At 41.3% G+C, this 13,316-nt stretch carries 9 protein-coding genes; 2 read left to right on the plus strand and 7 right to left on the minus strand.

The annotated features are described in order from the left end of the window. Positions 1–132: 132 nt before the first annotated feature. Positions 133–876: a response regulator transcription factor gene (locus V7K25_RS29460; RefSeq protein ID WP_335163104.1), complete on the minus strand. Its 744-nt coding sequence runs from the start codon at positions 874–876 to the stop codon at positions 133–135. Between the two features lie 156 nt (positions 877–1,032). On the opposite strand from V7K25_RS29460, the gene V7K25_RS29465 reads away from it, so the two are divergent. Then, positions 1,033–2,097, plus strand: coding sequence for a YheT family hydrolase (locus V7K25_RS29465; protein ID WP_335163106.1), 1,065 nt, complete (start codon positions 1,033–1,035; stop codon positions 2,095–2,097). Between the two features lie 149 nt (positions 2,098–2,246). Here the strand turns inward: V7K25_RS29465 and V7K25_RS29470 are convergent, their stop codons facing one another. Then, complete coding sequence (locus V7K25_RS29470) at positions 2,247–2,414, minus strand: hypothetical protein (protein WP_335163107.1); 168 nt, start codon at positions 2,412–2,414, stop codon at positions 2,247–2,249. A gap of 43 nt (positions 2,415–2,457) precedes the next feature. Next, on the minus strand, positions 2,458–2,727 hold the full coding sequence (locus V7K25_RS29475; protein ID WP_335163109.1) for a hypothetical protein: 270 nt from the start codon (positions 2,725–2,727) through the stop codon (positions 2,458–2,460). A gap of 319 nt (positions 2,728–3,046) precedes the next feature. Between V7K25_RS29475 and hetI the strand changes: the two genes are divergently transcribed. After that, positions 3,047–3,766 carry a 4'-phosphopantetheinyl transferase HetI gene (gene hetI, locus V7K25_RS29480; RefSeq protein ID WP_335163111.1) on the plus strand — a complete coding sequence of 240 codons (720 nt, stop codon included), beginning with the start codon at positions 3,047–3,049 and terminating at the stop codon, positions 3,764–3,766. A 69-nt stretch (positions 3,767–3,835) separates the two neighbouring features. Here hetI and V7K25_RS29485 read toward each other — a convergent pair whose 3' ends face one another. From V7K25_RS29485 to V7K25_RS29500, 4 genes are all read right to left on the minus strand, one after another. Continuing rightward, a complete protein-coding gene (locus V7K25_RS29485) occupies positions 3,836–4,639 on the minus strand; it encodes an SDR family NAD(P)-dependent oxidoreductase (protein ID WP_335163113.1) in 804 nt (267 codons plus the stop codon). A gap of 566 nt (positions 4,640–5,205) precedes the next feature. Then, positions 5,206–6,720, minus strand: a complete 1,515-nt coding sequence (locus V7K25_RS29490; protein WP_335163114.1) for a thioester reductase domain-containing protein — start codon at positions 6,718–6,720, stop codon at positions 5,206–5,208. A 2-nt stretch (positions 6,721–6,722) separates the two neighbouring features. Then, a complete protein-coding gene (locus V7K25_RS29495; RefSeq protein WP_335163116.1) occupies positions 6,723–8,399 on the minus strand; it encodes a PfaD family polyunsaturated fatty acid/polyketide biosynthesis protein in 1,677 nt (558 codons plus the stop codon). Between the two features lie 135 nt (positions 8,400–8,534). Then, positions 8,535–13,307, minus strand: coding sequence for a PfaB family protein (locus tag V7K25_RS29500; protein WP_335163118.1), 4,773 nt, complete (start codon positions 13,305–13,307; stop codon positions 8,535–8,537). Positions 13,308–13,316 lie beyond the last annotated feature (9 nt).

Raw genomic sequence — 13,316 nt, forward strand, 5'->3', positions numbered from 1 at the left:
TAGAGACATTGCATTGCAACGTCTCTACACACCAGTAAATACCACTAATAACCTTAACTAAGCGGTAAGGAATAAGAGTTTATGAGAGTTCTTGCCTAAGTGATGGCTAAGTTAAGGGAATTTACCGTAATTTTATTCAACTACTGTTACCGAAGCGCCTTCACTTGCTGGAGGTACACCGGGTAATTCAAGACAGTATCCAGCACCATATACTGTTTTTATATAGCGGGGGTGGCGGGGATCTGGTTCTAGCTTGGTTCTCAAGTGGCGAATATGCACTCGAATCGTTTCTATGTCATCATCAGGATCGTAGCCCCAAACTTCTCTAAGGATTTCGCTGGGAGAAACTGTTTGACCGTGGCGTTGCAGCAAGCAGTGAAGTAGCTCAAATTCCAAGTGAGTCAATTTCACCGTCTCATTGAACCATATTGCCTCAAATCTTTCGGGAACTAGGGTGAGTGAGCCATAGTTGAGAATTTCACTGTGCTTTGCGGCTTGGGGAATGCGGTCAGTCCGCCGCAAAAGTGCCCGCACCCGCGCCAGCAGTTCTTCAACTTCAAAAGGCTTGGTGAGGTAGTCATCTGCGCCAGCATTGAAGCCTTCCACCTTGTTCTGAGTCTGGCTCATAGCCGTCAACATTAACACGGGAATCTCAGAGGTGCGATCGTCGCGGCGTAGGCGTTGGCAAACGGTAAACCCATCTACCCTGGGCAACATTAAATCGAGCATGATCAAGTCTGGTTGCAGCTGGAGAGCCAGTGCTTGACCTTTGATGCCGTCTTCAGCTTGACTAACATCGTAGCCAGCCATTTCCAAGTTGACGGCAACTAGTTCTGAAATCGCTGGGTCATCGTCTATGACAAGAATCCTCGGCATTCTTTAAAATTATTACTACTTATTAAGGATAATTAACAACCTTTGATAGATACAAAGATTTTTGAATCGATTCTAAAAAAGTTTTTAAATCTTACATAAATATTAAGATTAAATGACTGTGAAATCAAGACTCAATTACATGAAATCTTATAGTCTATGATGTGTTATACTCCCCCCTACAATCCGTCTTGGTTTTTACAAAACGGTGTGATGATGACTGTATACACCGCTTTGTGGGGAAAACGTTACTGGCAAAGTACTACTAAAGACCCAGAACCGTCTTATCACGAGAAAATCTTTATTGGTGGCCAAGGTGTGCCAATTTTTGGCTTGGTTGCCATCCCGGAAAATGCTCATAGCACGATTATCGGTACTTATGGCATTACTGGAGAGTTAGAGACGGAATGGTTTTTGAGGGTGCTAGGACGTAAAGCTTACGCTCAAGGCTACGCTGTGGTGTTATTTGATTGGCGGGCCCACGGCAAAACGGCCGTTTTGTCGCCAACTCTAACTTCTGATGGTTTGTATGAGGGGGAAGATTTTGTTCGTATCGCTGCTGCTGCTAAGGCAATGGGATGTCCTGGGAAATTTTGGTTTACAGGGTATTCTTTAGGAGGGCAATTGGCGTTATGGGCGGTGAAGGTTGCTGGTGAGGTGATTAGAGAGGATGAAGATTTAGGATTAGAAGATAGCGATATTGGCGGTGGTATGGTAATATGTCCGAGTTTGGATTCGGAGCGATCGCTATCTTACCTAGTTACAAAACCCTTCGGCAGATATTTGGAAGCGGGAATTGCCCAGAATTTAAAAAAACTAGCATGGCGGATACATGCTGCCCATCCTGGAAGTATTGACCCGGCGGCGATTGAACGGGCGAACAGTATTTGGGCTTTTGACAATGAACTGGTAATTAAGCGGCTAGGTTTTCTTTCTGTGGAAGCATATTACCAAGCTAGTAGTGCTTTACAAATATTGCCGCAAATCTCAAAACCGACTTTGATTTTGTATGCTGCTGATGATCCACTTTTTGACCCAGCTATCATACCGGAATTGGAAGAAGCGTGCGATCGCAATCCCGTAATAGATTTATTACTCACTAAATACGGTGGCCATGTTGGTTATTTGAGCAGCAAAGAGTGTCAACGTCAAGTACAAGATTCTGATCCTTGGTGGGCATGGAATCGGGTTTTACAATGGTTGGAGGAAAAACGAATAGGGTAATAGGCGAGAAAATGTTCTAGCAGCTAGGATACTCCACAGATGGAGTCGTATTGTTTGAAAGTCTAAAATATGGAACATATTAGCTTGTTTTTACTAATTATTGCCCTAAATAAACTATTGCAATAGAGAGGATGGCATTGACTGAGAAGCTACCACAATATTATTGGTAAACCAGCAATGACAGAAGCAACACCTGTCCAAAGAGTAAAGCGCTCAACATCTACTTCATCCAAAGCAATGCTCATTTCCTTAATTGATAATAACAGCGCTGCCAGTAGCAGCACAAAGAAGGCAAAATATTCCAAATTAATAATCATTCATCCTCGCTATGTTCTAGAAAAAAGTAGCTCTAATAGGTTTTTAACAAGCTTTGGCAAGGTGTTTTTGTTCCAGATTTAACATTTTGCCAGAAAAATGATTTACCAGTGAACAAATATCTACTTCAGATAGCCAAATCATGGTTTCATAACCAACTCGACCCATTTCTGGTTTTGGCCCCATAGGCATCTCCACCAAATATTCCCAGCGACGTGACTCAAATCGGTAATTTTTGATGATTCCTTCCCCACCCATAAACCTTACTATCTGACCTTTACAAAAGTTAGGTACTGGTAAAACACTTGCAGACATTTCTCGTAATTCCTTGGAGTAATACTGTAATAGCTAATGTTGTAGCCAAAAGAAAATTTCTTATTCTCTGTCAAGGGTTTTAACGTATTCTCTTTCAGAGGGTTTAGCCTTGAGTTAAAGCCTGTACATCTAAAGTAAGAAAAATGGCACGGAAATCACGTAAATATAGAGCAATAAATCATGATATTAGTCAGCAAAAGCGATCGCGTTGGTCTGGCGCATAGTATAGTAGCGCTAAAGCGTCAAACTAGAGCCACCGATAATAATCGTCGTAATTAAACAAAGTACTAGAGTACAACTCCCTTGATTTTTTGACTCAATGACCGCTTCTAATGATATTTGGCTAACTGCACCGACAGATTTAACTTTGCAACTGGATGAGATTCATGTCTGGCGTATAGACCTTGACCAACCAGAAGTACAGCTGCAAAATTTAGCAGCGACTCTTTCCAATGACGAAATAGCTCGTGCTGAACGGTTTTATTTTCAGGAACATCGCCAGCGTTTTATCGCTGGTCGTGGTATTCTCCGAACTATATTAGGTCGCTATTTGGGTATCCAGCCCCGACAAGTGCAGTTTAATTATCAACACCGTGGTAAACCAGTATTAACAGATACCTTTGCCGATAGTGGACTGGCGTTTAACTTGTCTCATTCCCAAGGGTTGGGTTTGTGTGCGGTGAATTGTACTAAGGAAATTGGTGTAGACCTAGAATATATTCGCCCGATGTCTGATCTGGAAGCTCTTGCCAAACGGTTCTTTTTACCGAGAGAATATGAGATGTTGCGATCGCTATGTGCAAACCAACAGCAAGAGGTATTTTTCCGTTACTGGACTTGTAAGGAAGCTTATTTAAAAGCAACTGGAGACGGGCTAGCTCAGTTAGAGCAAATTGAAGTATCGCTGACTCCCACAGAACCAGCCAAGTTACGGATAACTGAAGACTGGAGTCTTTTTGAACTAGTACCTGCTAACAATTATGTTGCTGCTGTTGCAGTAGCGAATTTAGGCTGGGATTTGAAGTGTTGGCAGTATTGATGTTGATTAAGCTCATCTCTTGGCTGAAACAAGAGAGATTTTGCCGACTAATGACCAATGACAATCTGCTTACTTATCTTCCTGCATATTTCGCACAATTTTTGTTACCAGATTTCTAGGTACAAATCTGACGCTTTTTGCAAGTAGTTTATTCATAAACCCAGGAATTGCAATAGTTTTGCCCTTCATTAAGGCGCGAAAACCAATTTCGGCTACTGTTTGTGCATCCATCATCCTCTTACCCTTAAGCAACTTAGAGTCAGCCATTCCGGTTCTTTCATGAAAGGCAGATGCAGTTGAGCCTGGGCAAAGAACTGTCACAGTGACACCTGTACCTTCTAATTCATTAGCGATCGCTTCAGAAAAAGATAAGATATAAGCTTTAGTAGCAAAATAAACCGCCATCAAAGGCCCTGGTTGAAAAGCAGCAGCCGAGGCAACATTTAATATTTTACCTTCACCTTGCTTTACCATGTGCTTCACAAATAGCTTGGTTAAATGGGTAAGGCACACCAAATTTACCTGTAGCATTTCCAATTCAGTAGCCAGGTCTGTTTGGTGAAATAATCCATAGATACCAAATCCAGCATTATTGACTAGCACATCAACATTAATATCGGCGAGTTGCAACTCCGTGAAAATTTCTTCAGGAGCTGTTGATATAGATAAATCCTTAACAATAGTTTTGGCAAAATTTCCGAATTCTTCTTGGAATTTAGCTGCAATTTCTACAAGCTTTAATCCGTTTCTGTCTACTAAGACCAGATTGTAATCATGAGCAGCAAAAATACATGCTAATTCGTAGCCAATACCACCGGCTGCTCCAGTAATAAGAGCAGTTTTTTTGCTCTGAGTTTGATGTGTTGTGTTCATGTAAGAATATTGGTGAATTCAACTTGATGAAGCTGCGTTGTATTTACAGTGGTTCTCGTTCTACAATTAAGTACACGTAATATCTCAACCGACAAGAAATGTCTTGAGTTATTACCCTTTCAAATGCTTGGGTGATGGGTTGGATAGATGTAGCAATCCAAACGTAAATTTAGGACATGTACATCGAATAAGTGGAGCATTAAAGAAGTTCGGTTATTTCAAACTACTAGCACTGACTTTTGATTAATCACAGCAGCCAGCAGGAAAAATCAAACTTTTATGCCCAACACTAACCATTCTATCCTCAATTGCTTCTGTCAAAGGGTGAATCCTAAAAATTTACATGATTGGGCATAAAAAAACAGGGCAATTTTATTGCCGCTGTTAGTGTATGAGTTGTTGCTGGCATCTGAAATATTGGCTATTCAGTAGTACTGAGTTTTAAAAAACATGGACTAAATAAAATTATTTTGTAAGGTGTATTACAGCTTTCGTAACGCACCGTTCCGAAAATACCTGGGACGGTGCATTACGCTCATAACACATCCTACGCAATTTGCGAATTACTAAGCGATATTTAAAAAACCGGTTTGAATCAAGTAGGCGGTGTAAGTCATAAACAATTGAGAGTCAATTGGCGGACAAGCAATAGAGCTACCTGCTAGTGCATGGAGAGTATCTTGGCAGCTAATATGGGGTCTTCTAGCTTGTAAATACAAATCAGGAATAGTCAGTTGTTCATCAGACCAGCGTTCCAGTAAAAATGGTCGCAGAGTGTACAAAGGATTGTCAGCAGAAGTGACATTATTGATTAACTCTGATTGCCATTTTTCATAAGGAATCATCTCAACGGAATAACCAAAAGAGCGTATCCACTCAACTAGCATTTTTAAAGCAGCGGGTTGGGGATGTTGTAAATTGAAAGCCTTACCTATAGATTCTTTTTGCCGTGATAGATAAACAATGGCTTTACTTACATAATCCACAGGTGACATATCCAACATATAATCTACATCAGGAAAATATCCCATTTGTAGACAACCCTTGGTCATCAAATTGATAAAGTCGTGTGTGTTACAAATGCCTGTTTTGCTATCACCTGAAATCAGTGGTGGTCTATGGATAGTTACAGGCAGACCACGGTCACGAGCAATTTTAACTAACTTTTCGGCTACCCATTTAGTTTGTGAGTAACCAAGATAAATACCTTCCCAATGATTGAATTCATCCTGCTCTTTGACAACCTTGCCAGCATAAGCAGTGGATTCAAAAACAGCAACACTAGAAACGTAATGTACAGGCTTGACTTTAACTTGACAAGCCAATCTCAAAACTTCTTGTGTTCCTAAAACATTGGCTGCTTTCAGTGCAGAGTATGGGAAAACATAATTCAACAAAGCAGCACTATGATAGATGGTATCAATATTTGCAGCTAAGATTTGAAACTGTTCCGAACCAATGCCTAACAAAGGCTGAGATAAATCGCCGACAATAGGAATAATTCTGAAGGTAAATTCTTCCTGCCAAATTGCATACTGTTCCAGATTCTTTTGGAGTTTGCTTTTACCTTCTTCAGCATTAGCAGCACGCACTAAGCAATAGATATCCGCATTGGTTTCTTGTAGCAATTCCCGAATGATAAAAGCTCCTAAAAAGCCTGTTCCTCCAGTTAAAAAGATGTTTTTGGGTTCACCTATAGCTACATTAGATGCAGCGCCAGGATGGATGGTAGGGTCAAGAACAGCCTCGGCAGCTAAATCTAGAACAGAGGGTGCAGCGTTGGCATTAGAGGCTGTTAGCTTTGTATCTTGAACTGGTGAACCTTCTTGCACTTCTTCAGCTAAACGCTGTGAAAGAGCTTCAATATTTGGGTAATGCCACAATAGCAATGGAGATGGTTGAAATCCTAGCAATTTTTCTAAGTTACTTACTAGAATCATTGCTTGGGCTGAATCCAACCCATAGTTTTCTAAATGTTCTTTGATATCTATTTCATCAGTTGCGACTCCTAGCAATTTAGCTAAGTTAGATACCAAAAATATTTGAATATCGTCTGCGGTGAAAGACTGTTTTATAGTCATTTTTAAATCTCCAACAATGATGTAGAACGAATAGGGTGATACTGACTGTAATAATTGGAAGCTTGTAGCCCTTGAATTTTCAAATTTTGAACGCGATACAAAAAGGCTGCACCAGTCATAATTTGATTAGCTACATCAACTACCCGACGATTATTTGGTTCAGATAGATAAGAACCACGTACCCAGTCATTGAAACCGCCCATTGCCGGGCCACACCAAATTTGATAATCGACTTCTCTACCTTTTTCACCAGAACTAGACCAGCGAGAAGATAATCCTAGATACCAGCGGAAAATCAACGCCATTTTCAGTTTAGGATTATTGACTGCTTTCCCAAGCTTCTCAGGATTCTTTTGGGACAGATAAGCCGCGGTTCCTTCCCATACTTCAGCAATAGTTTTGCGAAAAACTTGTTTTTCTAATTTCTCTCTTTCTGCAAGGGGGATGCTTTCAATGGAATCATAAGCGCGATAGAGTTCAAATAATTTCTGCGCTCGCATGGGGAACATTGTACCCCGTTTGAGAACTTGCAGTTTGACTCCCATTTCAAACATATCTGCTGCTGGGGCCATAATCATATCAGCCATTTCAGCTTGGGCTAGTAACTTTTTAGTATGTTCGCAAGCCCCAGATTCAACACATGATTGATTAATGGAACCAGTCATTATATAAGCAGCACCCATCATAAAGGCTGCTAGTGCTGATTGTGGTGTCCCAATTCCCCCTGCTACTCCGATTCTAATGAGTGTTTGGTAATGATATTGTGCTTGAATTTCATCCCGCAAGGCAATAATAGAAGGTAACACACAAACCAGGGGACGATTATCTGTATGTCCTCCAGAATCAGCCTCGACGGTAATATCATCAGCCATTGGAACTTTGGCTGCAAGAGTTGCTTGTAACTCAGTAATTAATCCTTGTTCAAGAAGTTCTTTGATAATTCTGGCTGGTGCTGGTTGCAAAAATTTAGTAGCAACTTCTCGGCGAGAAATTTTGGCAATGATTTTATTTTTGATTTCAATTTGATTGGCGCTATTCAATCCCAATCCAGCAACACGATAATAAACAATGTTGGGGGTCAAGTCGAGAAATGCAGAAGCTTCTACTGTTCTGACTTGATATTTGAGGTATAAATCCACAGCCCGGCGTTCAATCGCAGGTTCATTAGGGCTGTGGATTAGATTAAATGCGTAAGGCCCTTGAGGTAAAGCTTGTTGAATGCGATTTATGGCTGCTTCCAAACGTTCTGGAGTTAAACCACCTGCACCAAAGGAACTCAAAAGTTGCTCTTTTCCGAGTGCAATGACCATTTCTTCGGAAGCAATTCCGCCAGCCATTGCGCCAGTAACGTAGGCATATTTCACTCCATAAGAGGAGAGAAAATTTGGATCTCCAAATTGTTGAATGCGGATTGGTGCTGCAAATGTCAGTAGTTCGACTTGTGCTGTTGTGCCATTATCACCAGGGGATAAATAACCCTCATTAGTGACACCGATTTTTCCGGCAACTTTCACGATGTAGCAGGGTTTATTTAACACCATCAATTTATCTTTGATGGTTTGTTTCTCAAAAGATACAGTTTCTAAAGAACCTTTCCAAACCTGGTTTTTGTTATAAGACCAGGAAGAGAAATTAAGGCCATTATCGTGTTTACTTAGTACCGTATCTACGGTTGTCACGGCAGTTATCCCTCGGATTACAATTATTAAATAAGGGGAGTGGGGAATAGGGAATGAGGAAAAAATATTTTCCTTTTATCAGTTCACCTTTCCCCTTTCCCAAGGTTATTGACGGTTGAAGTATGTAGACTTATGTCAAGATTCGTCGTTAAGCAAGTTTTGGGCGCAAGCTAGTTGCAATTGAATGATTTCGCTCATTTGCTGACTGTAATCTTGTCTAGCTTGTAAAAAAGCAGTATGTGCTTTAGTTATCTTTGAATTATTAGCATTGAGCTTTTGATACTGTGTCTTATTTAAATCGAACATGCTGATGATGCTACTAATTTTTCGAGTTATGACAGGTGGCGAAGAAGGAGGAATTTGCTGTTTAATTGTGCTTGACTCAGAAGATTGTAATTGTTCTCTCGGTTCAAAAACGTTATCAATGATATTTTTCAGTTTTACTTCTTCTGCCTGAGGCAAGATGTTAGGGAAACGACTTTCTTGTTGAGTTATGTGGTTGGAAGTGTTAAGAAAATCTGTGATTTCAGATTGTTGGAGATTAGGTATGTTTGGATGCTGTATTTTGAAGCGATCGCTCCTAAGATCCCCAGCAAAATCTTCAACAAGTTTACGATTTTCTTCGCTCAAAATTGTAGCAGCGATCGCTTTCCCACCCAAGGTAACTGTTCTCAATGTTGCTTTACTTGAATTAGCGGTTTCTTGGGCTTTGCTGTACAACGGTGATAAATCCACGTTCACCTGATGACTGAGTAATTTTGCTAATGCTTTGACCATCGAAGCATGGTCATCCATCCCTCTACGATTCAGAGAGACTGTGATATGTTCTTTGCTGCCAAGAATTTTATCAATCCATCGCGAACAAACACTACCGGCGCCTGCTTCTAAAAATATTTTCACACCATCATCGTAGACACGATTTACCAATTGCGGAAAATCAAGCTCTTGGCACAATCCTTTGGCAATGTTATGCGCGATGGCTTCGCCAACGCCTCCGGCGAACGCATCACTTTCAAGTACGATCGGTTGATAGTCGGCGGCAGAATAAAACACAATCCCAGGAAGGTTTTGTGATGGTAAGCTGTTTACCTTCTTGATTTCCTCGAACTGCGATCGCATCGCTTCACAATGTATCACATGGTCGAAGGGAGCGGGGAAGGAATTGCAACCTAAAGTTTGAATCACTCGCTTACAGGCTGCATCTTCACCAGCAATTAATACTTCTTCTGGTGTGTTGATTTGAGTTAAGTAGACGTGATTCTCATGTTTCAGGCATTCTCTAACTTGCGATGGAGTAGCCATGAGAACATAGGTATTCCAAAAATTGTTGTTTGGTGAATCTGTTAATCCCCAATATTCACGCACAGCATTTTTCGGCCCAGATAACTTATCGCCAAATAGAGGTGATGAGTTTAAGGTGTTACTTCCGCCCTCAAAATCACTCCAAACTCCTTGGGCAACCATCATACTAGTTTCACCCAAGCTATACCCAAATACAGATTGCGGCTTGACTTTAAAATCATCTCGGAAAATTGCTGTCATGTATCTAGCAAAGGCGATTTCGCTTTCAAACATTGCTAGCGAATCATCTAACAATTGCTTTTCGAGAGTTTCTAATTGTCTAGTTGTCAATTTAGGTAAGCTTCTGGGATAAACTAACTTTTCGACATCAGCAGCCCGGTTGTAGAGATTGTTACTTTTTAAGTCCTCAAAAACTTTCGGAAATAAGCGGAAGACGGTGCGACCAATGCCAATATAAGAATTGACTGCTGCGGGGTAAACGTAAGCAACTGCTCCAGTTTTGCCCAATGGTTTCGCTGTGAAATAACTTCCTATTGGTGTTTGCCAATCTGTGCCATTTTCAAAGGCATTTTTTACACCTTTGCGGGCAGATTCAATTTCTTTGAGTAGTTCTTTTATGTTACGTCCTGCGATTGATAAGACGTATTTTGCATTAGATTGCTGCTCAAAGGTAGCAAATGTCTCGCTGGCGGTAGCTGATAAAGAAGAACTAGCTTCGATGGATTTTTGGAGATGGTTTAGGATATCGGGTATAGTGGAGCGATCGCTAACTGCGATAGGGAACAGATGAAAAGGCATTTGTTGCAAATATCTGTTGTCGCGTTCCTCTTGGCTGGGTTCTTCCGATAAGATTAAATGGGCGTAACTGCCATCTATACCCATACTATTAATTGCTGCTATTCTGCGTGTGCCGCCTTTATCGACAAACCAAGGTCTTGATTCCATTGCCACATAGAAAGGACTACCTTCCCATACTTGCGGTGTTTTGACACCAGACCATTTTGGTGTGGCGGGAATATACCTGTAATAAAGACAGAGAGCGGTTTTGATTAAGCTAGCAATTCCCGATGCTGTATAGGTGTGGCCGATATTGGATTTAACGCTACCTAACGCACAATGCAAACCATTGCCCACTTTCGGATAAGCTTGCAGTAAACCTGTGATTTCGGCTTCATCCTCCTGGGGAACGCCACTACCAAAGACTTCTACATAGTTAACCTCTGTGGGTTGAATCTCCGCCATCTGGAAAGCTTGTTTGCAGACATTGCTGATAGCTGAGGCATCAGGTTTTACCAGAGCGTCACTCAAAGTAGAATTACCTTGTGCGAAACTCATAGCATCAATTACTGCATAGATGCGTTCATTATTTTCTTTAGCAGCTTCGTAGCGCTTGAGAACAACTGCACCCGCACCTTCGCCAACCGTCCAACCATTGGCTTGCTGGTCGTAACCCAAGGTATTTACACCCGTATTAATTGGGGCAAATTGGCTGCGGAATAAGACATTTTCCACACCACCCGCTAAATCTACTGCGCCCACAACCACCGCGTCTACTTCTCCCGTAGCGAGTAGCATTTGGGCAACTTCCAACGCTTTGAGGGCAGAATTTTCGCCAGCGCTGACAGTGAATGCAGGGCCAGTGAAATTCCACAAAGCCGAAATCCGACTCGCCATAATGTTGGCGATGTGGCTCACATATTCGCCGATTTCTACTGGTTGATGAATGCTATCTTTAACAATGGTTTCCAGTTGGGAAAGCTGTTCAGCAGGTAAAGAAATTCCTTGGTTGAGTAAACCGTCCTTAACTTGCCAAGATAAATTCCATCTTTGCTGTAGCTGATGCACAGAAAATTCTGTTTCGGCAGCGACAATCACTGCGACATTGCCACCCTCCTGTAGTTTCGCATCTTTTACGGCGCGATCGCTAACTTTCAGAAGCAACAATTGTTGTGGGTTTAACTTCTCGATTTCATTCGGTGGGATTTTGCACGATAAAGTATCGATTTCAAAATCCTTGATATATGCCCCTAATGGTGCTTTCCCGTCTGTTAAACCGTACTCTTTCAGGACATTTTCTTGATTTTCTATACCGTGCCATCTTTGAGGCGGTAGGGAAGTAAAATGCTGTGTTCCATCATAAATACTGCGTTCAAAAGCATCTAAACCATTGCAGTTACCAAAAAAGGCATCCATGCCGACAATAGCGACTTTGGTAGGTGGAACAGGCAAAGTTGATTCAACTGATTCTGTTGTATTTCCTTGTTCTAAAATCAGATGAGAATTAGTGCCGCCAAAACCAAAAGCGCTAATAGCTGCCCGTTTAATTGATGCGTTATTATTAGGCCATGCCGTAGCTGTTCTAACAATTTTATCGGCGGAAATTGTACCATTTTCTGATGTTAAAGGTTCCGAAACGTTCATGGTTGCTGGAATTACACCATGAGACATACTCAAAATCACTTTAGTCAAGCCAACCATGCCGGCAGCAGTTAGCAAGTGACCTGTATTTGCCTTAGCAGAACCCACCAGAGGTGCAGCTTGATTTTGACCAAAGAATGTTTCGATGGAATTGAATTCGGTTGTATCTCCTAGTAATGTGCCGGTGGCATGACACTCTAGATAATCGATGGTTTTGGGGCTAACTTTTGCCTCGTTATAGGCTCGTTCAAAAGCTAGGACTTGTCCTTTAGGATTCGGACTCAGTAAGTGCTTACCTTTGCCGTCATTTGAAAGTCCATTACCGCAGATGGTAGCAAGAATATTGTCGCCATCCCTAACGGCATCAGAATATCTCTTCAGCATCACCATCCCAACACCATCGGCGGGAATTAGCCCTCTAGAGGACTTATCTAAGGGGCGGCTGATGCCGTTTTCTGCATACCCTTGAACACCAGAAAATAACATTCGCACGAATAGGGAATCTGCACAACTGATGGCTCCAGCTAACATAACATCAGCTTTGTGTGACCATAAGTAATGAGACGCTAGTTTAATCGCATAAAATGACGACGAACAAGCAGCATCCAGACATAAGTTAATCTGGGAGAGAGAGAGAGCTTGAGCTACGATAGATGCTGGTAAACCAGATATCATCGCATTATATAAAGATGCTTTAGTTGTACTTGAGACAGCTAAATCAAAGTCTTCATATTGCAAAAGTTCTCTAACCGCAGGAGTAATAGCTTTCTGGTAAATTGGAGATAATAATTGATTAGATAATTTTGTTGGGAATGACAAATTACCTAAAATTACGCCGCATTTTGCCAAGACAGTTTTATTACCCCAATAACCACTTTGTACTATTGCTTGTTTAGCGGCATATAATGACCATTTGAAAGTGTTATCTAAACCAGCAACAAAATCTGATGGTAGATTGTATTCAGATGGATTAAACTGGAAGTCGCGGATGTATCCACCTTTGAGAGAATAGGTTTTGTCTGGTGTACCTTTAACTGGATTGTGAAAGATTGTCGGATCTACTCCGATTTCTTCGACGGTTGCAGAGGATGTCGAATCTTTTTGATTAACGATGTTTTGCCAGTATTCTTCAGGATTTTTTGCATCGGGGAATAGGCATGATAATGCGATGATGGCTATTTTTTCCACGATTTATAT

Origin of the sequence: Nostoc sp. (genome assembly GCF_036919495.1) — a bacterium.
In the GTDB taxonomy this organism is placed as follows: Bacteria; Cyanobacteriota; Cyanobacteriia; order Cyanobacteriales; family Nostocaceae; genus Nostoc.